At 45.9% G+C, this 24,219-nt stretch carries 24 protein-coding genes; 15 read left to right on the forward strand and 9 right to left on the reverse strand.

Going from position 1 to position 24,219, the window contains the following annotated elements; all coding sequences use genetic code 11:
- The first annotated feature begins 40 nt into the window (after positions 1-40).
- The 15 genes from CWC29_RS03975 to CWC29_RS04040 all read left to right on the forward strand — a co-directional run bounded on the left by CWC29_RS03975 (position 41) and on the right by CWC29_RS04040 (position 13,694).
- The gene (locus CWC29_RS03975) at positions 41-619 is read left to right on the forward strand and encodes a hypothetical protein (protein ID WP_138521716.1); all 579 of its coding nucleotides are present in this window, start codon (positions 41-43) and stop codon (positions 617-619) included.
- Positions 616-1,353 carry a phage baseplate assembly protein V gene (locus tag CWC29_RS03980; RefSeq protein WP_128728007.1) on the forward strand — a complete coding sequence of 246 codons (738 nt, stop codon included), beginning with the start codon at positions 616-618 and terminating at the stop codon, positions 1,351-1,353. Before CWC29_RS03975 ends, CWC29_RS03980 begins: the two co-directional genes overlap by 4 nt.
- Positions 1,354-1,359: 6 nt before the next feature.
- On the forward strand, positions 1,360-1,662 hold the full coding sequence (locus CWC29_RS03985) for a PAAR domain-containing protein (RefSeq protein ID WP_052258317.1): 303 nt from the start codon (positions 1,360-1,362) through the stop codon (positions 1,660-1,662).
- Between the two features lie 6 nt (positions 1,663-1,668).
- Positions 1,669-2,004, forward strand: a complete 336-nt coding sequence (locus CWC29_RS03990; protein ID WP_017218947.1) for a GPW/gp25 family protein — start codon at positions 1,669-1,671, stop codon at positions 2,002-2,004.
- Positions 2,005-2,139: 135 nt separating this feature from the next.
- Complete coding sequence (locus CWC29_RS03995) at positions 2,140-3,303, forward strand: phage tail sheath subtilisin-like domain-containing protein (protein WP_138521714.1); 1,164 nt, start codon at positions 2,140-2,142, stop codon at positions 3,301-3,303.
- Positions 3,303-3,812 (forward strand): phage major tail tube protein, encoded by a 510-nt coding sequence (locus CWC29_RS04000; RefSeq protein WP_010378397.1) that lies wholly within the window; start codon positions 3,303-3,305, stop codon positions 3,810-3,812. The genes CWC29_RS03995 and CWC29_RS04000 overlap by 1 nt, the downstream gene beginning before the upstream one ends.
- Before the next feature lie 3 nt (positions 3,813-3,815).
- A complete protein-coding gene (locus tag CWC29_RS04005) occupies positions 3,816-4,073 on the forward strand; it encodes a phage tail assembly protein (protein WP_010378399.1) in 258 nt (85 codons plus the stop codon).
- A 5-nt stretch (positions 4,074-4,078) separates the two neighbouring features.
- Positions 4,079-4,204 (forward strand): hypothetical protein, encoded by a 126-nt coding sequence (locus CWC29_RS23930; protein ID WP_017218950.1) that lies wholly within the window; start codon positions 4,079-4,081, stop codon positions 4,202-4,204.
- 124 nt (positions 4,205-4,328) lie between these two features.
- Entirely contained in the window at positions 4,329-7,487 is a 3,159-nt protein-coding gene (locus CWC29_RS04010) for a phage tail protein (RefSeq protein ID WP_138521712.1), read from the forward strand.
- 14 nt (positions 7,488-7,501) lie between these two features.
- Positions 7,502-7,933, forward strand: a complete 432-nt coding sequence (locus tag CWC29_RS04015) for a phage tail protein (RefSeq protein WP_010378403.1) — start codon at positions 7,502-7,504, stop codon at positions 7,931-7,933.
- Positions 7,934-7,958: 25 nt separating this feature from the next.
- Positions 7,959-8,174: a tail protein X gene (locus CWC29_RS04020; RefSeq protein ID WP_128728003.1), complete on the forward strand. Its 216-nt coding sequence runs from the start codon at positions 7,959-7,961 to the stop codon at positions 8,172-8,174.
- A 1-nt stretch (position 8,175) separates the two neighbouring features.
- Positions 8,176-9,186 carry a phage late control D family protein gene (locus CWC29_RS04025; protein WP_128728002.1) on the forward strand — a complete coding sequence of 337 codons (1,011 nt, stop codon included), beginning with the start codon at positions 8,176-8,178 and terminating at the stop codon, positions 9,184-9,186.
- A 273-nt stretch (positions 9,187-9,459) separates the two neighbouring features.
- Positions 9,460-11,388, forward strand: a complete 1,929-nt coding sequence (locus CWC29_RS04030; RefSeq protein WP_128728001.1) for a LodA/GoxA family CTQ-dependent oxidase — start codon at positions 9,460-9,462, stop codon at positions 11,386-11,388.
- Positions 11,389-11,399: 11 nt separating this feature from the next.
- A complete protein-coding gene (locus CWC29_RS04035) occupies positions 11,400-12,479 on the forward strand; it encodes an NAD(P)/FAD-dependent oxidoreductase (RefSeq protein ID WP_128728000.1) in 1,080 nt (359 codons plus the stop codon).
- A gap of 105 nt (positions 12,480-12,584) precedes the next feature.
- Positions 12,585-13,694 (forward strand): PAS domain-containing protein, encoded by a 1,110-nt coding sequence (locus tag CWC29_RS04040; protein ID WP_235956519.1) that lies wholly within the window; start codon positions 12,585-12,587, stop codon positions 13,692-13,694.
- A 53-nt stretch (positions 13,695-13,747) separates the two neighbouring features.
- Here the strand turns inward: CWC29_RS04040 and CWC29_RS04045 are convergent, their stop codons facing one another.
- The 9 genes from CWC29_RS04045 to CWC29_RS04085 all read right to left on the reverse strand — a co-directional run bounded on the left by CWC29_RS04045 (position 13,748) and on the right by CWC29_RS04085 (position 24,126).
- Positions 13,748-15,043: a sensor histidine kinase gene (locus CWC29_RS04045; protein WP_235956520.1), complete on the reverse strand. Its 1,296-nt coding sequence runs from the start codon at positions 15,041-15,043 to the stop codon at positions 13,748-13,750.
- An 8-nt stretch (positions 15,044-15,051) separates the two neighbouring features.
- On the reverse strand, positions 15,052-16,422 hold the full coding sequence (locus CWC29_RS04050) for a sigma-54-dependent transcriptional regulator (RefSeq protein ID WP_128727998.1): 1,371 nt from the start codon (positions 16,420-16,422) through the stop codon (positions 15,052-15,054).
- 68 nt (positions 16,423-16,490) lie between these two features.
- On the reverse strand, positions 16,491-18,878 hold the full coding sequence (locus tag CWC29_RS04055) for an FtsX-like permease family protein (RefSeq protein ID WP_128727997.1): 2,388 nt from the start codon (positions 18,876-18,878) through the stop codon (positions 16,491-16,493).
- Entirely contained in the window at positions 18,875-19,582 is a 708-nt protein-coding gene (locus CWC29_RS04060; protein ID WP_128727996.1) for an ABC transporter ATP-binding protein, read from the reverse strand. Before CWC29_RS04060 ends, CWC29_RS04055 begins: the two co-directional genes overlap by 4 nt.
- An 18-nt stretch (positions 19,583-19,600) precedes the next feature.
- Entirely contained in the window at positions 19,601-20,848 is a 1,248-nt protein-coding gene (locus CWC29_RS04065) for an efflux RND transporter periplasmic adaptor subunit (protein WP_128727995.1), read from the reverse strand.
- Positions 20,849-21,082: 234 nt separating this feature from the next.
- A complete protein-coding gene (locus CWC29_RS04070; protein WP_128727994.1) occupies positions 21,083-22,021 on the reverse strand; it encodes a polysaccharide deacetylase family protein in 939 nt (312 codons plus the stop codon).
- A gap of 2 nt (positions 22,022-22,023) precedes the next feature.
- A complete protein-coding gene (locus CWC29_RS04075) occupies positions 22,024-22,575 on the reverse strand; it encodes a YbhB/YbcL family Raf kinase inhibitor-like protein (protein WP_128727993.1) in 552 nt (183 codons plus the stop codon).
- Positions 22,572-23,693 (reverse strand): alkene reductase, encoded by a 1,122-nt coding sequence (locus CWC29_RS04080; protein WP_128727992.1) that lies wholly within the window; start codon positions 23,691-23,693, stop codon positions 22,572-22,574. The genes CWC29_RS04075 and CWC29_RS04080 overlap by 4 nt, the downstream gene beginning before the upstream one ends.
- Positions 23,694-23,706: 13 nt before the next feature.
- Positions 23,707-24,126, reverse strand: coding sequence for a VOC family protein (locus tag CWC29_RS04085; protein ID WP_128727991.1), 420 nt, complete (start codon positions 24,124-24,126; stop codon positions 23,707-23,709).
- Positions 24,127-24,219 lie beyond the last annotated feature (93 nt).

A 24,219-nucleotide genomic window follows, 5' to 3' on the forward strand; every position in this document is an offset into this window, starting at 1 on the left:
GCTTTTTAATCTAGCCAATTTATAATTTGAGAGCACAACTATGCATCGACAAACCTTGATAGCTAAGGTGTTGGCGTGCCTGAGTGCCGGTCTGTCTGAGCTTGCTCAAGTTGATTTACTCAAAGCAAGCCAGCCACAACCGGATTTAACAGAGCGTGCACAGCTTACCCTAATCCCAATCGCTGAGCGACAAGCCAGTGAACTGCAAACGAAAGGCGCCGACAAAGGCGTGACTTATGGGCCTGCGTACAATAAAAACCTGAGTCCAAATGCACTCGACAGACGAGTGATGACGTTGCAGCTTGAACTGGCGCTTGAAGAGGCTGAACCCTCGGCGTTGATAGCGCGGTTGGATAACTTGGTCAGTGCCGCTGAGGCTTCGATTATAAAGGACGAAACGCCCGTCCCTTGGCAACACTTTATTTGCGAAAAAAGCAGTTTTAGTTATAGCAACCAAGTCAATTCAATGCTCGCTAAGGCAACGCTAACTTGGCAGTTTTACTACCAAGTTGAGTACCCTGAGGAGTCCGGTGTTGAGGTAACAGAAGTGTACCTTGGCCCGCATGGTGGCGAGCATCGCTTAATTTATAAAACTCCAGCAGAAGGACCGATAGCGTGATAGCCAATCAACATTTTTCAGACTTAGCCATGTCCGACTTACAGCAGCGTCTTACTAAGCTAATTAGCCTAGGAACGGTGCATGAAGTGGACTACGAAACGGCGACCGTCAAGGTCAAAATGGGTGATTGGATCACGGCAAAGTTACCTTGGCTAACGGCGCAAGCTGCTCATGATATGACTTGGCAAGCACCTGAAGTTGGTGAGCAAGTGATGGTGTTATCTCCCTGTGGAGATACTTCCCAGGGAGTGGTACTTGGCAGCTTGTATTCCAACTCGCAACCACATCATCATCAAGATCATGTTCTTGGTGCTGGTGAGGCATATGAGCAGGTGTCAGACAGGGAAGGGGTGAGTCGCACTAAGTATAAGGATGGTGCGATGGTGGAATACGACCGAGAGCAACACATTTACCATTTGTATGTGCCTAACACCAGTGGCAATGAGGTAGCGCAAATTAAAGTGCACTCGGCGCGCGATATCCACATTGAGTGTGGTAACGATGCCACTGTGATCGTTGGCAATGATGCTAACGTGCAAGTTGCAAACAATCTAACAGCGCAAATTGGTAATGATGCAGTGGTAAATGCTGATAACAATATCAGTGTGGCGGCAGCGAATGAGTTATCGCTTGAAGGGAGTAACATAACAATGAGCTCAACCTCAGGCAATATTGAAATTGCGGCCAGCGCGACGCTGAAATTAAACGGCGCAAACATCAGTGCACAGGAGTGATTGGGTATGCCAGTGATAGCAGTGGATGGCGATATGACAAATGTTCACGCGCAATTTGTACCAGGGACGGCTAGTGCCACACAGTCGAGTTTTACCGTCGCAGGTAAGCCGGTACTTAGGGTTGGAGATCCCATCAGTGACCATGTATTTTCACCCGATCCAAAAGTAAAACACGTTGGCGTCACGATAGCTGCTGGTGCTGGTAGCTTCACCATTGCAGGGAAAGCGGTCGCGAGGATCAGTGATGCAGCCAGTTGTGGTGGCAAGCTTGCAGTTGCGGGCGTCGCGTCATTTAGTGTAGGAGGGTAACTCAGCATGATAGGAATGAATGCCAAAACGGGCAAGCCGCTAGGTGGTGTTGAGCATCTAAAACAGAGTATTCGCGATATTGTGACCACACCACTTGGGAGTCGAGTGATGCGGCGCGATTATGGCTGCGGCTTATATGAGCTTGTAGATAGGCCTTTTTCTCACTCTTTGGTAGGGGATATCACTATGACCATCGCCAATGCACTTGAGAAGTGGGAGCCACGTTTTCAACTTGATGGTGTTGCAGTACACCCAGCAGGAGAGGGCAAGTTGTCTATCGAAATAAAAGGATTGTATTTAATCAACGGGGAGCCTGTCACCATCGAGGGTATCCAAATCTAAGTCACTTTTTATTCACCTTATCCGTTAGGTATAAGGTCAACAAACTCTAATTTATATGAAGTTATTAGGGCCATACAAGGCAGCTTGTATGGCCTTTTTTATTCTCTAACTGACATGTCTTTAAAGGAGATAACTATGTCAAAATTTCTACACGGTGTAGAAGTCATTGAGGCGCAATCCGGCACGCGTCCAATCAAAACAGTAAAAAGCTCAGTAATTGGTGTGATTGGTACTGCACCTAGTGCAGATCCAGAAAAGTTTCCACTTAACACACCTGTATTGGTTGCTGGTAAACGTGCTGAAGCTGCACCGTTGGGTACAGAAGGAACACTGCCTGCGGCAATGGACGGTATTTTTGACCAAGCTGGTGCGGTAGTCGTTGTGGTTCGTGTCGATGGTGATGATGAAGCGGCAATCATGTCAAACATGGTTGGCGGTGTGGCAGCAGACGGTTCTTATGAAGGTGTACAAGCTTTCCTTGGTGCTGAGTCTGTACTTGGCGTAACACCACGTATTCTTGTGGCGCCAGGTTATGCGCATCAACGCCCTGAAGGTAATCGTAACCCAGTTATCACAGAACTTGTGAACGTGGCTGAGCGTCTTCGTGCGGTGATCATTGCAGATGGTCCAAATACAAACGATGAGGATGCAAAAACATATCGTGCTGACTTTGGTTCGCGCCGTGTGTTCGTTGTTGACCCTCATGTCAAAGTATTCCGCGATGGTAAAGCAGAAGTTGAACCTGCAAGTGCACGTGTTGCGGGCATGATTGCTAAGTCGGACAACGACCGAGGCTTTTGGTGGAGCCCAAGTAATACCAATATGAACGGTATTGTGGCAACTGCACGTCCAATCGACTTCCAGCTGGGCGATGCCAACGCGCGTGCGAATATGCTGAACGAAAAAGAAGTGTCGACCATCATTCGTCAAAACGGCTTTAAGTTGTGGGGTAACCGTACTTGTTCTGACGACCCTAAATGGGCATTCCTGTCAGTGGTACGTACCGCAGATATGATCAATGACTCACTACTGCGTGCGCACATGTGGGCGGTTGACCGCAATATCACCAAAACTTACATCGAAGATGTTACGCAAAGTGTTCAGTCATACCTAGATAGCTTAAAAGCACAAGGTGCAATTCTTGGCGGTCAAATTTGGGCTGATGAAGAGTTAAACACACCGGCCAATATTCAAGCGGGTAAAGTGTATTTTAGCTTTGACTTCACGCCGCCAACACCGGCTGAGCACATCACCTTCAAGAGTATTCTAACTAACAACTACCTAGAGGAAATCGTATAATGGCAATCTCTCCAAAAATTCTTAAAAAATTCAAGCTGTTTGTAGACGGTAAAGGCTATCTAGGTATCGCTGATGAAATCCAGCTACCAAAAGTAACCGTAAAAACTCGCGAAGTTACGTCGGGTTTCCAGGCGCCAGTTGAGCTTGATGTTGGCCAACTTGAAAAGCTAGAAGGCACAATCACGTTACTTGAATACAACGCTGACATGATGAAGCTACTTGGCGATTGGAGCGGTGCAACAACGCCATTAACGGCTCGTGGTGCTATCCAAGCGCAAGGCGAAGCGCCAGTGCCCGTAGTGGTAACGCTTGAAGGCTTCTTCAAAGAAGTGGATATGGGCAGCTGGAAAGATGGCGAGGAAGCTAAGCTAACGCTGCAATATGCAATTCAGAAGTACAAGCTACAGATCGGTCAAGATGTGATTTACGAAATTGACCTATACAACGACGTTCGTACCGTTAATGGTAAGGACCAAATGGCAGCACTTCGCGCAGCAATCGGAGCTTAATCCATGAAAGAAATCATTACCTTAGCATTCCCAATTACGGTCGATGGGCATGAGTATGCAGAACTGACAATGAGACGACCAAAAGTACGCGATCGGTTAATGGTGGATAGAGCGGATATCAGCGAGTCAGAAAGCGAAATTCGTTATTTCTCGCACTTATGCGAAGTTTCTCCAGATATCATCGAAGAGCTTGATTGGAGTGATTTTGTGAAGCTGCGAGAAACGCTACAAGCTTTTCTCGTGTCCCGCCAAAGCGCTTAAAAGCCATGGTTATCGCTCTGGCCAAATATACTGGCTGGGGCTTGGCCGAACTCAACGCGCTGACCGAAGACGAACTCATCGAGTGGTTTGAAGCAGCGCTTGATTACAAACAAGCGACAGAAGCGGGCTAAACCGATGACCGCAACCGCCCCTTAATCCTTTAGGGGGCGCATTTCCATACTTTTAGACGCTTTAGCTTAGGCCTCAGCTTAAGCTAAAGCGTTTCACTTTTCTCTATTTTCCTCAGGTAACGCCATGACAAAACAAGGTAAACAGGTTCGTTCACGAGAGGCGAACAAAGTCAAAAATAAGTTGCCACAGGTAACTTCGCTTGCTAACCAAGTTGCACATTTAGGTAGTCTAGTTGCAAAGCTCAATGCCAATTCAGCGACTAGTGCGCAGATCCAGCAATTAATCTCCATCATGACTCAACTTAATGCCAGCGCGGTGTTAAGTCCGGAGGCTTCGTTCTCAGTACCTGAGTTTCAGGCACCTGCCACTGGTGAAAATGCTGTGCCTAGTAGCCAGCTGTTTCAGCAGGCTGAGCAGGTCATGTTGGCGTTGCCCGATTCTTTACAGCATGCGATAAGCGGCTTGTCTGAACGGGTTGCAGAACTGGATTTCAGCGCCGCAAGCCAAACCGTACAAGTTGAGTTGGCGGCATTAGCCGAACACGTTCCTTCACTTTTTAACGCAATTTCCGTTGCACCAGCCGTGACTGCCGCGACAAATGCATCCAAACAAAGCCAATCTGTAATCGATGCTCAGCAGCAATTTTGCCTAGATGCAGCGTCATTGGGTCAAGCTTTGCCGGACTTTGCATCGAGTTTAGATTTGGCTGCTTTGCCAAAGCAACTGCTCGAAACAGGCAATTTGTTGAGCAATATTGAGTTTGCAGAGGTACTCAAAGGAGAGCTTGGTTCGTTAACAGAAGCAGCTCCTGCGTTATTGACTCAATTTGGCTTTGACGATGCGGCAAACGTGGTAACGCAGTTTGCGCCAGCTGTGAACCAATTGGATATTCCAGGACTTTTTCAAGGCGATTTACAAAGTTTGCAGCAGGCTTTGCCAAGCTTGCTAGAAGCCGTTGATCTTAAGGCATTGAACCAAACTCTCGCACAAGAAATTCCGGCGCTTGCACAACTTGATTTAGCCGGGCTTGCTAATGGTGAGCTGGGGTCGTTGGCCGCAACATTACCAAACTTACTTGAGGCGGCTGGACTTGATGGTGCTGCAAACTCAGTATCTGCGGCTTTGCCAGCACTACAACAATTGGACTTAGGAGCAATTGCGGATGGTGATATCCAGTCGTTGCTACAAAGTGCTCCGGCATTATTAGATGCATTGGATATGCAAGGTGCGTCACAGGCTTTTGGTTCAGTTCTTCCTATCGCTGAAAAACTCGATTTTAAGGGCTTAATGGATGGTGAGCTAAGCAGCTTAGTGGATGCCGCACCTGAAGTGCTTAGAGCATTTGAACTTGGCGATGCAGCGGATAAGCTACAAGCTGCGATTCCTGGCTTAAAACAACTGAATCTCAAGCAAATTGCCAGCGGTGACGTATCGAGCCTTATGGCGGCAGGTCCTTCATTACTAAAGGCATTTGAATTAGACGGTGCAGCTGGCGTACTCGAAGGCGCATTACCGGCATTAGAAAAACTGGATGTCGACGCGATTTTGGGGGGCGACATCAAGTCCCTTGTAAGTGCAGGGCCTGAACTGTTAAGTGCATTTGGGCTAAACGATGCGGCAAGTGTACTAGAGCAACACGCTGATCTACTCTCCAATATTGATTTAAAAGGCGTTCTCAAGGGAGATCTATCTTCTCTTACCAACAGCTTACCAGATTTATTTGGTGAGTTTGGATTAGACGGTATTAGCGATGATTTATCCGAGTCGTTTGCTGAGTTAGAAGGTGATGTTGAAGAGAAGAAATCTACGCGTAAAAAAGGACGCAAGAAGCGAGGCAGAAAGCGTAACAAGCGAGCTAAGTCTTCTAATCTAGCGGATAAACAAGAAACGTCGGCGGATCGCGAGCACAAGCCGCGCAAAGTCAACAAACGAAGCGCCAATAAACCCGCTTTGAAACTGTTAGACGGCGGGAAAGCCCCTAGCGTAAAAACACAGTTAGATAATCAAGCATCGCAACCAAAGTCCAAAGCAAAAGCCAAAAAAGTCAAAATGATGGCTGCCGCAAATGATGCTAGTTATCAAAAGCTTGGTAGTTTCTCTCCAGCTAAAGGTGGCAAACTTGGTCAGTTATTCAAGGGGTCTAAAAAGTTACTTGGGCGTGCGGCTGCACCGCTTAGCGTGGCGTTAGGTGCATTCGATGCATTCACGGCATTAACTGATGACACGTTAACGACGAAAGAAAAAACCACTCAGGTTGGAGCGGCTGCGGGTGGCGCTGGCGGCGCACTCGCGGGCGCCGCAGCAGGCGCGGCAATTGGCTCGGTTGTTCCTGTGGTTGGCACTGCAATTGGCGGCTTAGTCGGTGGTGCACTCGGCGCGATGGGCGGTGAGTCAATTGGTGGTTGGTTTGGTGACAAACTTGGTGGTTGGTTCTCTGACGATGCTCAGGACTCAGCTTCAGGTACCTCGAGCCCTTCGGTGACAGAGCGCTTGCTCGATAGCGCAACGAGTTTTGCCACCATGGGACCACTGGGCTTAATTAGTGACACCCTCGGCGGTTGGTTATCAAAAGGCGATGAAAACGTTGCGCAAACGGACAACAAAACGGCTGCGATTAGTACGCCTCAAAGTGGTGAAGCAACTAAAAACAATGCGCTCGACTTTGTTAAAAATAATGTCATTAATGAGCTGAATTTGGCCACCGGCACGGCTGCTGCGTTTGCTGCTAATCAAGGGATGACAACCGGCAAAATACACGGCGTCAGCAAGGCGGGTGATTTGGCTGGTAGAGCGCTAAACGCACACACAGTATGGGAAACGCTCAATAATGATGGGCTTTCTGTTAAAGAAAAAGCGGCTGGCATTGGTAGCACGCTGGGCGGTATGTTTTCTGCTGATGCGGTATCAGGTGCACTTTCAAAAAGCAAAAATCCCTATGTGAGAATGGCGGCCCCTATGGCGGGTTACCTTACCAACAACATGGTTGGTGATGCCATTAAAAGCTGGTTTAGCGAGGACAAAACATCAGCTACCAATGAGTCTAAAGCACCGGATCTAAATAGTTTAAATCAACTGAATGTGAGTGCGAATAAAGCATCTGAATATTCATCGGCGTCGCAGCCGAGCGCAGCATCGGTAACGGTAAACGCCAATATTACTGTCAATGCAAAAGATGGCCAACAGGCTTATGAGGTTGCGCAGCAAGTGAAGCAAATGTTGGATCAGCAGCAACAACAAGCAGAGCAAGAGCTTAGTGCTAGATATTACAATCAAGTGGCATAACGATAGAGGACTAAATGAGCAAAGTTAATCATGCTAAACATATGATGCAACTGGGAGACTACAAGTTCTCAGTAAGCACCGCAGCGTTTAATAAGCTCCAGTACGATTCTCAATATCGCTGGGAAGCCCACAAATCTCAGACTGATAAGGATTCTCCGCCGATGCAATTTATTGGCGTAGGAGAGCAAACCTTAAACATTGAAGGGGTGATCTTCCCGCAAATTGTGGATAACGGCTTGAAGCAGTTAGACATGATGAGAGATGAAGCCGCCAAAGGGGAGCCGATGACGCTGGGCTATGTTGAAGAAAGTGGGAAATCTAGTCCAAGCGTAGGGCGCGTGATGGGTAAGTGGGTCATCAAACGGATAAGTGAAACGCGGACCTTATTTTTTAATGATGGGATCCCACGAGAAATCCAATTTTCAATGGAGCTCAGCCGCTATTAAGCGCGCTGGGTGCTAAGGAGTCGTTATGAGCAAAGGGGTAACTTATATTACGCGAGATGGCGATTGTCTCGATCTCATCTGTTTTAAGCACTATGGCCGCAGTAGTGGCATGGTAGAAAAGGTGCTAGAAGCCAATCATGGCTTGGCAGAGCTTGGGCCAATTTATTCGGAGCAGATCAGTATTTTTCTTCCCGAAATCGCAAAACCTACTGCGTCTAAAGTGATCAATATTTGGGATTAATATGGACTTACAACCGCATTATTCTATTAAAGCAAATGGCAATGAGGTATCAAAAACACTGAAGAACCGCTTGGCTGAGCTTAGTGTTACAACACGCACGGGACTGGCGAGTGATACCTGCTATGTACGATTTGACAATTTGGCTGACGCGCCCATTGCCTTACCCGCACCAACGGATCAACTAGAAATTGCGATGGGATATAAAGAAGGCACCAAAGATCAGAGTGCTCCTTCAACCAAATTAGGTATTTTCGAAGTGGGCGCTTATGAGTTGACTGGCCCCAATCGCTCGTTGACATTTTATGGTAATAAAGTGCTGTGGGATCAAGATTTTAAAGCGTTAAAAATACGCTCATGGCCAGAGCAGGGGAAGGATGAGCCGCTGATGCTGGACAAGCTTATTCAAGACATTGCTGGTGAGTATGGGCTACAGGCAAAAATAGGCGATGCTTTTCAGGGCCGAGAAATACCGCACATTGAGCAAAGTGAAAGCGATATGCAATTGCTAAGCAAGCTTGCTGTGCAGTTTGATGCAATCATGAAGATTGCGGATGACAAGCTTATCTTTATGGCTAAAGGCACCGGAAAGTCGTTAACTGGCAAAGCTTTACCTAGCGTGACGGTAAGTAAAAAGCAGCTGGTTTCATGGCAGCTTAATGCTAACCACAACAAGTTAGTTAAAGGGGTGCAGGCGTATTTTTACGATAAAGCGTTAGCGCAAAAAACATTGGTAAGTGTCGGTGGCGGTTCACCTAATACTACACTCTCTTACGTTTATCCTAATGAAGCCGAAGCACAAACCGCGGCGACGGCCATGTTACAGCGTTTAAATCGAGCGCATACCAGTGTGCAGCTTTGTGTGGTTGGCGACCCTAATTTATTAGCAGGTGGCGTGATAACTATCGAAGAGGTTGATGATAACCTCAACGGCGACTGGTTTGTCTGTGAGGTCAAACATGTAATTAATCACGCCGGCTTTAAAAGCTATTTAGTATGCGAAGCATTAGGTTAAGTTAAATCCCACACTTTTTATATTAGGCGTCAGCGATTATCGCGTTGAGCGCTTCCTTCCTTAATTTTTTCCTTTCTCCCTGTGTCCCGCATAGGGTGTACTTCTATCTCATCCATCATAGGTGAGATATACCCTTTCTCCATGTGGGCCATCCTCATTTTGAGGCTCTGGCCTCTTTCCTACCTGTAATTTGATGTAATGGTGTAAGTCAGAAATAGCTTCTACACTGCAGTAATGCTTCATGAATTGAACCACTGCAAAAAGGATTACAACATGTCACATCACTGCAATCAAAATCCCATTGTTTCAGCTGCGATATACCCACCCATTGGAGTAATGCGGGTTGGTAACAGCCCAGATGAATTTTTTATTGGTCCTGAGGTCGATACCGCCATTCCAAGAGATATGAATTACTATCGCGATAGCACGGGGGCGTTGAAGCGCCAAGCTGCGCGTTTTCGTATTTATGGATTGGACGCCGAGGGCAACATCGTTAAAGAGCTCACTTGCGACGACGGTGCTTCTATCATTTGGCATGCTCGCTTGGCTAATCAAAAAGCATCTTGGTATGAGTTTCAATTAGCGTTGGATATTCCAGAGGCGGCTGAAGCCGAGCCGAGTTTACTACGCAACCTCAATGTAAACGACCGTAACAGCTTGCTCATTGATGGTGGGGCGCAGCAGATCAGTGGTATTGCTTCTGGGTGCGGTTGTAGTCGCTTTGAAGGATGTTTTGCCGGTAAAAAAGTGTACTTAGGCGAAATGCGTACCGATGATAAGGGCCGCTTACTGATGCTTGGTGGGCACGGGGTGTCAGAAAATCCTCAAGGCCACGAAGCGATCACGTTCGGTAATAATGAAGGCTGGTACGACGATACTTCGGACGGCCCGGTAACTGCTGAGGTGAAATATCAAGGCAAAGCACTTGATGTGAAACCTGCATGGGTTATTTGTGCGCCACCAGATTACGCACCAATGCAAAAATCTCCGCGAACCATGTGGGATTTAATGCGTCAGGTTGCAGTTGACGCCAAGATGCTACCTGCACCTAAGGGTAAGCCTTCCTTTAGTAAAGACATTCTGCCGATTTTCCAAAGGTTAACCGATTTACAATGGGTTAATGCGGGATTTGCCGCAGGATTTGGCTGGAATAGCCCCTTTGATTTTACTTCAGAGACTTGGATCAGCCGTTTAAATGACAACTCACGCACATGGCAAGAAGTAAGACGTAATCTCTTTAATAACTTTAGACAGATAGAAAAAGTCACCACAGCGGATGAAAAACATAGTTGGAACCCTAAATTTGCCGCTACCGCTCCGCAGTTGTGGCCTTGGTTGTACGGCGATGCGATGAGTGTAGATGCCGATGACTCGCCAAGGCAGTTTGTCACCCTGACAGAAATTCAGTTGAATATGTTACAGCAGTGGTCGAATGGCGAATTTGATTCTGATTACGACCCTTGTTATCGCCCCCCAGCCAGCATTGATGAAATACCAGTTGCTGAGCAGCCTGATATGTTAACCAAGGCGGCGATGGAGTTCTGTTTAGCGGATGCTTTCCACCCTGGATGTGAAATGACTTGGCCAATGCGTACAGCAGGCATGTATAGCGAGGCTTTCCGTCTTAAGCATTCAGAGGATACTGCACCGACCCACGGCACCAATTATGGCGTGGAAATGACATCAGAAATCGCGCTGCATTCGAGCGGGCCGTTAAAAACGGGGCAGGTTGCTGGTGGCATTACACGTTGGATGGCCATTCCTTGGCAAACAGACACCGCGAGTTGTCGTGATGGCTACAATGAAGCGTACGACCCTTATTTACCGACCTTTTGGCCTGCACGAGTGCCAAATAATATGCTTAGCGAGCAAAATTATCACCGAGTAGTCGATGAAACAAAGCCATTTGCAGAGCGACAAGCAGCATTTAATGACCGGGAGCTGTGGCTAAACGATTTGCCGATAGGCCCTTCAACCAACTATATCGAGCAGATCAACAGTATGATCACTGGGTTTGGTCAATTGGCGGTGGTATTACCGAAGACAGAAAAAGGCGTAACTGGTTTTCCAACCACCATGCAAGTAGGGTTAACACCAGTCAAAGCGGAAAAACTGCTGGCTGCGGATAATAACGAAAGCATGCGAGATTGTCGTCCTGATTTGTCACAAACCGACAAAGCACATCGTCGGAATCGCAAATAATAAGGGCTAATATGGCTGAAAGGAAATCGGATATTGTCATTGTAGGTGCAGGCATTGCAGGATGCATTGCTGCACTTGCTTTGCACCCTCACTACCAGGTGATAGTAGTCGATAAGCTCGCCGCAGCCAAAGACAAAGTAGGCGAGTGTTTACCGCCAGCGGCGTCTAGAATTCTCAAAAAGCTTAACTTGTTGCACTTACTACAAAGCCCGGAACATCTCACTTGTCACGGTATGATTTCGTTTTGGGGTAGTGAATCGCCTACTATAGTGGATAACGTTAAAAACCCCGATGGTTTGGGGTGGCACATTCATCGGCAGCATTTTGAACAGCAGCTTCGTGATCAATTAGTGCTTCGTGGTATCCCTTTGTTATCTTCTACAAAGCTTACTGATGTGGTGCAAACACAATCAAGTTGGCAAGTTAGGGTTGAAGGCCGCGACACTGACATGTCTATCACGACAACACTGCTTATTGATGCTACCGGTCGCGCCTGTCATCTGGCGAGGCGACTCGGTGCAAAACTACAACAGTTTGATAAGCAAATGGCACTGTGGCTTACCGCAGAGGTTGCCACGACGAAACAGTTTGCGGTGATAAGCGATGAAGAAAATGGCTGGTGGTATAGTGCGCCGAGCGCGGCATGCTCTTCACTCGATCCTAATATGCAGCCTCGGGTGTTTTCTTGGCAGGCTTGCGCTGATGCGATCAAAAAGTACAACATCACCAACGCTCGAGATTTTTTAGCCAAAGTAAAGCAGGTGAGGGGATTTAACACCTTAGTGGACTTGGTGAATATAGAAACAGCACACCTGCACCCAATGGTAAGTGCAAATTCGGCCCGTTTGGATAGTTGCGCAGCAAAAGGCTGGTATGCGGTGGGTGATGCGAGCATGAGCTTCGATCCGCTCTCTTCGCAAGGTATGTTGCATGCCATGACCAGCAGCATGCAACTTGCGGATATGCTGCTGTTGCACGGTACGGATTACAAACATGGCGCAAAATTATATCAGTCGCAAATGGATAGAGTGTGGATGCGCTACCTTGAGCATCGGCAGCACTTTTATGAGGGATCAAAGTTGATCAGTTAACACGTATTATTACTATGTTTTGGTGCTAAAAAAGTAGCAGGTAATAATAATTGAGCTACTGTTTAAATACGTGTTAATAAGCCTCGCAAGGCTTAGGGAAGCAAAATGTCTATCCAGCAAAACAACATAGAAGAAACCTTGTTTTTCAGCCAGTTACTAAAGCAAACCTCAGCAATAGAATTATTAAAACAAGTACTTATGCATTCTCACCATGCGGTGGTTGTCACCGATGCAGATAGGAAAAATGGCTACCGCATCGTCTACGCTAATAAAAATTTTTGCAAACATACCGGTTATGATCTCGCGGAACTTATAGGTAGTTCTCCTGCGATTTTACAAGGTCCTAAAAGCAATAAAAACGTCATTGCTAAATTAAGTGATGCCCTTGAACGCGACGGCTTTTTCTACGGCTCCTCAATCAACTATCGTAAAGATGGCAGTATGTATCCGGTAGAGTGGAATATATCGGCTATTCGAAATGAGCAAGGGGAGGTGACACATTATATTTCCATGCAAAAAGACTTAACTAATCTGCGCCGACTCGCTGAGCAAATCCAAGAGTCAACGGAGGTTTTTAAGAAGTTTTACTTTAAAATCTCGCATAATCAGGAATTTGTAGGACCGGAGGCCCGCCGTCAAAGAGACAAAAGAAAAGCATCGTCAGAAGCAATAGAATTGTTCGATGAAACCCTCGAAGAGCTTAAGAAAAATGAAAAAATACTTAATGGCAATTTGCGCTCAGAAGAAGCGAATGACTTATTTGATGATGCTTTTTTTGATATGGGTCCAGACGACCTCGGAGCGTTTTCAAGTAAATTGCAAAAAGAGCCTGAATCCGCAAGCGAGTTTTGGCTTGAGTGTCCAATAGAGCTCGATGATGTAGCTTGTCTACTCGAAGCGATGGATGAAGTGGATGCTGAAGTTGGGCTTGTCCAAGCAAATGGCTATTCGCAGCAACGTATTGAACTTATCGTTAAATTGTATAAAGAACTGGCCAATAGCTTATATTTTTGTGTTGAGTTTAACGATGGCGCGTTATTAATTGATGAGGTTGCAGAATGTTTAACGGCACATTTGCATGATAAAGATATTCCTGTCGAAATGCTGGTAATGTTTAATAAAGATTTGTTTGGATTAAAGAAGTGTTTGAATCGAAAGAATGCGACAACATCTATAGTGGTGAAACCAATACCATTGCCGCTGGTCGTCAGTTGATTGCGATGCTTAAAATGTCTCAATAAATGTCGCCTAGAGGTGGCAGTGAACACTCACGTACTTACTGCCATCAGTGGAAGCTGAATATGAGCAATTGCACCTTGCGCATCTTTACGATTGGTTAAGCTCAGTTTTCCGTTATGTTGTTCAACAATGTTTTTAGCTAAGATGAGCCCAATCCCTTTACCTGCTGCTTTAGTGGTGTAAAAAGGTACAAATAGGTTGTCGGCGTTTTTTATTCCATGCCCTTCGTCGAGTACTTCAATACCTGCGAATTTATGATTGTGATACGCTTTGACGTAAACAGCATTGTTCTCCCCCCCAGCTTCTAAGGCATTTTTAATCAGGTTTACAAGCGCTTGCTCAAGTAAGCTTTGATCAATTTGCAGCGTAAAGTCCTGTTCAATGGTTAATCTCACGCGATTGTCGAAGAGCCCTACTAGCGGCGTTAGTAAGTCATTTATGGATATCGTCTCTATATCAAGTTGATGTTGTTTTGCAACGCTTGCATAGCGATTAACAAATGACATCAGGCCGTCGCTGCGCTGCACAATTACGCCAAGCGCTTGTTCAAAATCGGCTTGATTTTCTTGCGTGCTGGGAATTTCTATCAAGGTTTGAGCCAGTGACTTAATTGGCGAGAGGGAATTATGAATTTCGTGGCTGAGCACTCTGATCATTTTTTGCCAAGCGTCGCGCTGAGCTTGACTGACAACTGCTTGCACATCGGTCAGGATCACTAAGTGCGCCTGCGTACCTGCAATGGTAAGCTCGCTGTAGCGAAGCTGCCACTCATCACCTAGGGTGGAATGGTTAAAGCGCCAATACCCACTATGATACTCAAGGCTAAACTTATGCGCTTTTAATAAACGCTGGCTTTGCCATGGTTTCCCTATCCAATTTGAGAAGGCTTCATTGGCATGCACCAATGCAGTATTGTTATCGAAAATTGCGATGGGGCTGGGCAGTTGTTCAATGAGTCTAAATAGTAATATGGCTTGGTGGTCTCGCTCTGATTTGAATGATTGCAGCTGCTGACATAATTGCTGCGTTTCTTGCTGCAAACTGTGAAGAATGCCTGAGCTTTCAGAGGTGTAAAAGCGCTGCCCATACTCTTCGTTTTTGATAGCCTCTATGGTGGTTGATAGATGATAAAAAGGTTTTATCACTCGCTGTTTAAAATGATACAACAGCAGTGCGAGCGGACAAAGGACAAGGAAAAAGTAGGTGATAACACTGAGTGTTGAGACCTCAAGGGTGACCATAAAAAAAGCGCTGAGTACGGTGAACAGCAACCAAATAATCAGGCAAAAAATCTCGATAGTCTGTTCAAAGTTAGGCTTTTTCATAGGTAAGCTCATCGCATTTTGATATCGAATTTATCAAGGCGACGATATAGCGCACTTTTACTGATCCCAAGTAAAACCGCAGCATCTTCCACATTATCATGGCATTGACACAGCGCCATTTTAATCAACTTTTGCTCGGCTTGTTCTAGCGTCATTATTTCAGGCTCGCTCTGCTCTGTGGTTGCTACAGATTTAAAAGAAAGCGCGCTTTGTTCAATTTCAGTGCCATCACACAGCAAAATCGCACGTTCCATCATATGGCTAAGTTCACGGATATTACCTGGGAATGCGTAACTTTGTAGTCTTGTTTGCGCTGCGTGAGACAAGGGTTTTACGTCTAATTCATAGGCCGTTGCGTGCTTTTGAATAAAAAAGTCGGCCAGCGGAATTATCTCAGTGCGACGCAAGCGCAGTGGTGGGATCTCAAACTCCATTGTATTTAGTCTGAAATATAGATCACTACGAAATTGACCTGCTTGTTGTTGCGATTCTAAATCTGCATTAGTTGCACTAATAATTCGACAGCTTGCATGCTGCGTTTTGCTTGAGCCAACGGCTTCATATTCCCCTGTTTCTAATACTCGTAGTAGCTTCGCTTGTTGAGACTCAGTGAGAGTGCCTACCTCATCTAAAAATAAAGTCCCTTGCTCAGCCATTGAGAAACGGCCTTGTCTATCCTGTTTAGCGTCAGTAAACGCACCTTTCACATGGCCAAACATTTCACTTTCAAACAATGACTCTGGAATGGCAGCCATATTGGTGCTCACAAAGTTGCCTTTGATGTTGCTTTGCTGGTGGATATAGTTGGCAATCTGTGATTTTCCTGTCCCATTTTCCCCTCTAAGCAATATATTCGCTTTGGTTTTTGCAATACGGTCAAGTTGGCTTTTTAGTGTTTGCATCGTGGGGCTTAACCAGAGTAACGCTTCAGCTGGCTCTACATTTGACGCTATTTTAGCTATGGTTTGTTGGGAGGAAGCAGGTTGTTGTTTTGCAGCGATTTGCTTTAGCCCTAAATGCTTTTTCACCATCGTTACCACAGCGTGGTTGTCCCAAGGCTTGGCAAAAAAGTCTTTGGCGCCGCACTGCATGGCTTCGACGGCGAGTTCGACGCTAGACCAAGCGGTCATCGCAATAAATGTTGCGCTACTTTGGCTTGCATATTGACTCAAAAAAGAGAGGCCTTCATCGCCGGATGTTGTGTCGAATTCATAGTTCATGTCTAGCAGTACAATATCAATGTCGTTCGCATTGAGCTGCTTAGCTGCACAATCAAGACTACTACTTTGGAAAATGGTAAAACCGTGGTTTTTTAGTAAAAACTGTAAGCTAAGGCGGATATCGGCCTTGTCATCAACAATTAAAATTGAACCTTGCATAGTGTGTTGTAGGCAAAGTGAGATTAAACGCCACGCTTTGCCTACGCATTCCTGTTGTTATTATTAACTTATTCGTTTCTTAGCGCTTTAATGGGATCTTGGCTTATCACTCTTTGCACTGGTAAATAGCTTGCGATGAGCGCGATCAGCAGCATGATAGGGATTGTCACGGTTACGGCGAACCAGCTCACGGAAATAGTATCTGTGCTTATCTTTGTCAAAATTCCATACCCGATTGCAATGGCTAATGCACTCACTCCAAGGCCAATCATTACAGGTGTTAGACTTTGCTTGAGCACTTGTGATATCAGTTTGTGTGTATGTGCACCCAATGACAAGTGAATACCAAGCTCATAGCGACGCATTTGTACACTGTAGTTGAGCACGCCGTAGATCCCAGCACCAGCTAGGCTTAAGGTAAGGGCTAATAGGGCAACAGTCAACATTGCTTGCAGCCAAGTTTGTCTTAACCTCTGGGTGAGCATGTCATCTACAGGCTCAAAGAAAGCAAAGTTTAGACTCGGATGAATGGCCTTGAGAGCATGAGTTAATTGGACTTTTGACAGTGCAGAATTCCCTTTGATAATAAAGGATGTGCTACCTTCGGTGACAGGCAAGTAATAGCGCTCTAAGGTATAGCCTCGGTTGCCTGTAGGCACGTAAATATCACTTACAACCCCAACCACTTTTCTTGGCTCTTCTCTGTCTGCATAGAGGGTTTGACCGATTGGATTTTCATCTTTGTACAAACGCTTAGCGAGTGAGGCTGAGAGAATTATTTCATTGTTGTCTGAGCCTGATGTCATAATCGGTGTAAATCGGCTTCCTTGCTCAAGTGGCAGTGAAAGCGCAGTGAAACCGTCCTCGTCGTAAAAGGACAAACTGACGATACCGATCAGCGCAATATTTTGATCATACAAATAGTTTTGCCACCCCATTTGTAGCGGTGAAGTGTAACTTGCTGAGACCGATGCGATGCTTGCTTGATTGGCTAAAAGCTGTTTGATTTGTTTGCCAAGCTCAAAGCTATCTATTTCTGTGGCACTGCCATCAATACGGACATAGTACAAATGCTCAGTATTAAACCCTGTGGGATGAGTCATTTGCGCGTATGCGGGAATTAATTTGTTGGCTGCAAGAAAGAGTAAAATACTGGCAAAGCACACTTGTAATGCCACCAACGCTTGACGAGTACGCTTGGAAATTTGCGCGCCAGTGCCTTTACCGCTGCTGTGTAGCGCATCTGTCAGTGCATGATAGTTTACTTGTTTACTGGTAAACCAGGCGATGAGAAGCGATATTATCAGACTCAGTGCACAAGCAACCACTATGGTCGGCCAGTCCAGAGTTAAGCTCTGCATGCGACTAAATAAATAGCTCAAGTCGTTTGCTAACCAAACATTCAACCACTCGGCAAGCAATAATCCGAGTATAGTGGCTGCGCCCACTAACAGCACGCTTTCACAAAACATACTGACAAAAATGTGAGTAGGCTTTGCCCCCAGTGCCGCTTGAATTGCTATGGTGCGCTGTTTTTGCGCAGCTCTTGAGAGAAATAAATTAACCACATTAGTCAGGGCAATGAGCACCAAAACTGCAGCTGAGAATAATAAGGTAATTGCTAGTTCATCACTTCGTGCAACGATTTTGTCGCGCAGTGGTGTAAACTTAGCGCCAATTCGCGTGTCGGGCGCTACGTTCTCACGGGATTGGTAAAGCGTGTTAATTTGCTCGCCCAGCGCATGATTCATCTGCTCTATGTTTACACCCGCTTTAAGCCGAGCGATGCCGTTAAATTCACTGCTGATACTATTCCAATGCGAGGTAGTGGTGACAGGCTCCGGAAAGCTACTAAAACCGCTAACGGGGAAGCCACCAAAAATTTCAGGCACTTCAAACGCTTCTCCCGTTACTCCGATAATTTGATAGCGCTCACGATTGATGCTCGTGTAGCTACCAACGACATCTGGGTTGGCATTAAAATGCGTTATCCAAGACTGGTAACTCAGTACCAAGACTTTTTGTTCGTCGCTGACACCTTCATCTTTTTTTAGCGCGCGACCAAGGTGCAATGGAGTACCCAACAACTCAAAGAATTCGGGAGTCACTCGAATAATGTCTACCGTGGGCATACCCTTAATGTCCATAAAACGAGATGATACCAAGTGCATCATCGCCATTTTGTCGATAAATTGCTTATCTTGATATAGTCGAAACTGGGTAGAGAGCAGTTGGAATCCATATTGGGTTTCTCCATTAATGGTTTCGCTTTGATCGGTCACCCACAGCTTGTCTGCATCAGGGTAGGGAAGCGGTTGTGTGATCAGTCTATGATTGATATTAATCACCACCGTCAGCGCTGCTAAGGTTAATGCTAGGGTGAAAAGCACGGTAAGACTAAATCCCGGAAGCTTCCTAAGGTTTGACAGTGCGAGCTTAAATTCCTCTTTTATCATCCCACCATCTCCAAATTCATTTCATCTACCATCACCCCATCTAACAAGAATAGTTTACGTTTTGCCATGTCTGCATACCTAGGGTCGTGAGTAACCATACACATGGTTGTGCCTTGGGCGTTTAGGTCGCTCAGCATTTTCATTACGGCATCGCCATTTTTTGAGTCCAAGTTTCCTGTAGGTTCATCAATAAGCAAAATATCTGGCTGATTGGCGAGCGCTCTGGCAATGGCGATACGTTGTTGCTGCCCGCCAGAAAGTTGATTGGGCTTATGCTCTGCTCTATGGGTCATTTGTACTAACTCTAAGCAAGTCATTATCCGTTCTTTTAACGCAGTATTTGAGAGTGCAGTGCTACTGTACTTGATGGGTAAGGCGATATTGTCAAAGACGTTCAACTCATCGATAAGGTTAAATGACTGAAATACAAAACCAATATGTTTATTTCTTAGTGTGGCTCTTTGGTTGACGTCAAGGTTACTGACATCGTTACCCGCAATTGTGTAGGTACCGGTACTTGGGCTGTCTAATAAACCAAGAATGTTTAAAAGTGTTGACTTGCCGCAGCCCGATGGACCTGAAATTGACAGATATTCGCCTTGAGTCACATTCAGATTCACGCCACGCAGTGCCAGTGTTTCCATTCCGCCGAGGACAAACTTTTTAGTGATGTTTTTAAGTTCAATAACATGTTTATTATTCATTGTTCTTCCTTTGGTTTGTTATTTGCTCAAAGTCACTACGGGTGTATTGGCATAAGATGCCATATCCGACAAAATAAACTGCTGATTTGTCGAAGCGCCACTGAGCAGCTGAATGTGCTGTGACGTTTCTGCGCCATAGTGTACTTGAATTGCACGGGCTTGTTGTTTTTCTTTATCAACAAGATATAAGGTTGCTTGACTATAAGGTTTTGCACCGACGGGTTTGTCGATGAACAGTGCGGAACTCAATTTGTCGATAGAGACTTTCCCCTCAATATTTAGTTCGGGACGAGCACTCGCGGGCAGGCTTTTAGGCAGTGTCACCTCAACTTCAATATTGCCATTTTGTACCATTGGATTAATGCGCGACACTTGGCCTTCAATTAAGTCGTTACGAGTATTGATGCTCACCTGCTGAGCCAACTTTATTTGCTGAGCATAGGCTTGTGGGATCTGCAGTTGCGCATATAAATCGGTAGTGCTGCCAACCAACACCAATTGAGTGCCAAGAGACACGCTTTGTCCAAGCTCCACATGAAGTTGCTGCAAGACCCCTTTGATCCCAGCCCGTACCGTGAGCTTATTTACCCTATCTTGTACCAATAAAAATGCTTCATTACTGGCATCAATATTCGACTGCGCAAGCTGTAGATTGGCTTTGTGTAAGGTCTGTAATTGCGCTATTCGCTGCTGCTCTATATTAATGCGGCGTTTCAACTGACGATGGGTAAGTACCGCGCGTTGGTAGTCGAGTTTAGAAACAACTCCATCTTCAACCAATTCTCCTTGAGCGGTAACCTCCAGCTCGGCACTTTCTAACTCAGATCTCAGAATTTCTAAATCCGCTTGATGAGACAGCAATTCTCGTTGTTGATTGATATCGAGCTGTAGATATTGGTCTTGCGATTGCGCCAAACTGCGTTTGGCATCTTTTAGAGATTGGGCCAAATTTGCATCTTGTAACCTCATGATGATGCTGTCGGGGTTAACTTGTGCACCTGGGCGCAGCAAAATTTCTTCAACCGTGGCATCGCTTGCGGCACTTATCAAACGCGGCGTTCTCGATTTAAGCTGACCATATCCAGATACACTGACCTCTAAATCCCCTTGCTGGACCTCCGCAATCCATGTTTTTGCCATAGGCAAAGATGCCTGCGCTGAGGGTTGTATTAGCAGCCATATAATAACTACGGCGAAAACAGTTCCGCCAATAGCCCACAACCAGTTAATCTTGTTGCGCTTTTTATGTTCGACTTGTATATCCATGTTGATATCTCTAGTGGAATGAAGATTGTAATACTCAGTAGATAACAAGTCGCATGCCAAATTTTAATTTATTGAAATTATTGAGTTTTTGCTCTTATCTGTTTGCAGGGAAGGAGTGCTTTTTGCGTTTTCGAAAATAAAAATTGTGGTTTTGGGAAGCACGATTGTATTTGTAAGTGTGCAGAAGAAAATAGGCTCGTCAAAAGAGCCTATGAATTGCAGCGTTATTATTTGTTAAAACACACGTTCTGGGTTGATTGGTACGTCTTGCTGCTTTAGGGTCCATTTCGCTATGTCTATTTTGCGCATAAACTTAACCTTTGGATGCGATTTAGCGTAACGAATAAAGTCGTCAAGTGCTTTTACGCGAGCAGGGCTGCCTGCGAGCCTGTCGTGTGCACTAATAGACATCATCCGGCGCTGGGATTTTCCTTCTTCATAAAGCACATCAAACTCGTCCTTTAACTCTTGTAAATAGGCTTTTGCTGTCATTGCAGAGCTGCCACCGTAGCGCACTATATCGTTGTTTCTAAAGGTGTAGGGGACAACTACGAAAGGCTTGCCATTCACGGGAGTAAACGAAGGCTCATCCCGAGATAAATCATCAATATGGTAGACAAAGCCAAGGGACTGCAAAATAGTTAATGTTTGCTCAGAGTGGCGCATCCAAAATGCATTAAAGCCTTTTGGTCTTTGTCCCGTGATCTTTTCAAGCACGTTTGCACTGTGAATATAAGACGCCCGTTCTTCTTCGGGGGTCATTGAATATTGTGGTGTCCAGCTTTGTCCATGGCCTGAAATTTCATGCCCTTTTTCTGCCACCATTTTGGCAAGTTTAGGGTTAAGCTCAGCAGCTTTTCCTACCATGTGGGACGTCACTTTGATGTTATGCTTGTCCCAAAGCTTGAGCAATCTTGGGATCCCTTCATTCATACCGTACTGATACCAAGTAGGAGCGATGGTGTCGGGGTAGCCCGCTTCTTGCTGAGGAAATGGCCCAGGATCGCTTGGGTCTTGCGCGGTTGCTTCAAACTGCATGGAGATAGAGATCACCAATTGAGCATCATCAGGCCAGTGATGACCAGATTCTACTTCGACGCCGTGGGCTGTGCCTGTAAGCAGGGCGATTGCTGTTAGTAGTGCTCGAATACTTGTGGTCAATGTAGTACACATGGTTATTCTCCTGCGGCTCTTGGGCCGGCATACACAGAGAGTGTTGCCTGCGCTAAGCTATGCTGGTGGATAAAAAATCCAGTAAGTGGTGCCGTTGCACCAGTTGGCACGGGGAGTGTGTCTACATCTAGTGCATGCACGGTAAAGGTGTATTTATGTTTGCGGCCTATAGGCGGGCACGGGCCAAAGTACCCTGGCTTTCCTAAATCCGTATTACCTTCAACGGCTTGGCTTGGTAAAGTTTCTGCAAGCCTAGTTGTGTCTTTGGGCAGGTTATAGATTTGCCAGTGCCAAAATCCGCTGCCGGTTGGCGCGTCTTGATCGTAAAACGTCACCGCAAAGCTCTTGGTTTGTTTAGGTGCATTTGACCAAACTAAGGTTGGCCGTGTGCTGTTACCCTCGCAGCCAAATTGATCCCAGTATTGAAATGGCCGAATAGATTTTTCGGCAACAAGATCTGGGCTTTCTAATGTAAACTCAGGTGCTGAAATTGCATTGGTTGCACCAAGTAATGCCATGGAGGCTAGGGAAAAATTCAGTAATAATGGCTTCATATTGCACCTTTTGCTCTTAATTGTTGAAAATCTGCATAGTCGGTGTAGCCCTGCTCGCTACCACCAAACAAAGGCGCATCAGGGTTGATTGGACTCAAAGGTAATTGATGAGTCAGACGGTATACGAGATCTGGGTTGGAGATAAATTTGCGACCAAAAGCCACAAAGTCGACTAGGCCTTGTTCAATAAGGGCTTCGGCTTGCTCTGGCTCGTAATTTCCCGCCACAATAATGGCGCCGTGGAATTTTCTTCTTAGTGCTTGCCTAAAGCTCTCCGTCACGACTGGCGCATCATCCCAGTCCGCTTCGGCTAAGTGCACATAGGCAATGCCTAAGCGGTTAAAGTGCTCCGCGGCGAGCAAGATAGTATCAATGGCCTCTTCGTCTTGCATGCCACGTTGAGTAATAAAAGGTGCTAATCGGATCCCTACTTTTTCAGCCCCAATTGCTTGGCTAATCGCGGTGATAACTTCAACCGCAAAGCGAATTCGGTTTTCCTTCGAGCCACCATATTGATCATGACGTAGATTAGAACTGCGGCGTAAAAATTGGTCAATTAAGTAGCCATTACCAGCGTGGATCTCGACGCCATTAAACCCTGCGATCATGGCATTCTCAGCCGCATGGACATAATCTTCGACTATGCTCTGTACTTCTTGGGTTGCCAGTGCGCGTGGTGTTGGGCAATCGACCATTTCACCCACTCCTTTCTCATTGACCACCCACACTTGCGCGTCGGGCGCGAGTGCTGAGGGGGCGACGGGTTGGCCATCTTCATGAAAAGTGGAGTGAGACATACGACCGACATGCCAAAGCTGACAGAAGATACGGCCACCTTTTTGCTGGACTGCATGGGTGATTTCTTTCCATCCAGCAACCTGCGAAGCAGTATAAATTCCGGGAGTAAATGAATATCCTTTGCCCTGACAAGAGATTTGTGTGGCTTCACTAATGATAAGCCCTGCCGAAGCGCGTTGGGCGTAGTACTTTGCCATCAACTGGTTTGGAATATCTCCCGGTTGTGTTGTTCGAGAGCGAGTCATTGGCGCCATCAAAATGCGGTTTGGTAAGATTAAATTACCGAGTTTTTTCTGCGTAAATAACAATGGATCAGACATAGTATTCTCCTAATTATTGGATTAGTGAGTTGATGTGGCGTGGAAATAGCACTTCAATTTTTAGAGATTCAGGTGCAAAGATAAAAACTTGGTGCTCATTGCTAATAGGGACATCTCGCTCCTCGTAGCGAACGCCAAAACGCTCTAATCGGGTGATTAACCCGAGGTAATCGTCACCACGAAATGCAATATGATCTATGTTGCTAGTACCCATGCTTGCGGTTTGCGCAGAACCGAGGTATTCAGCCTGTGCTTGGGTATGTGGTGATTGTTCAACCAGATGAATGAAAGGTTGCTGTTGGTCGCCATAGAACCACTTTCCTGGAAATGGGAAAGGTGGACGTAAGCCTTCTTTAAGCCTAAGCACCTGCTCAAAAAAGGTTGCCATCTTTGCCATGTCATGTGCCCTAAACAAAAAGTGATCTAACTGCATGGTGTGTTACCTCCATTGGTGTTAGCGATTTATGCGTTGAGAACAGTCTATTTGTTTATTAATATTTGATAATTGGCTTTTATATAAAATTAC

This window comes from Pseudoalteromonas galatheae (assembly GCF_005886105.2).
GTDB classification, from domain to species: Bacteria; Pseudomonadota; Gammaproteobacteria; order Enterobacterales; family Alteromonadaceae; genus Pseudoalteromonas; species Pseudoalteromonas galatheae.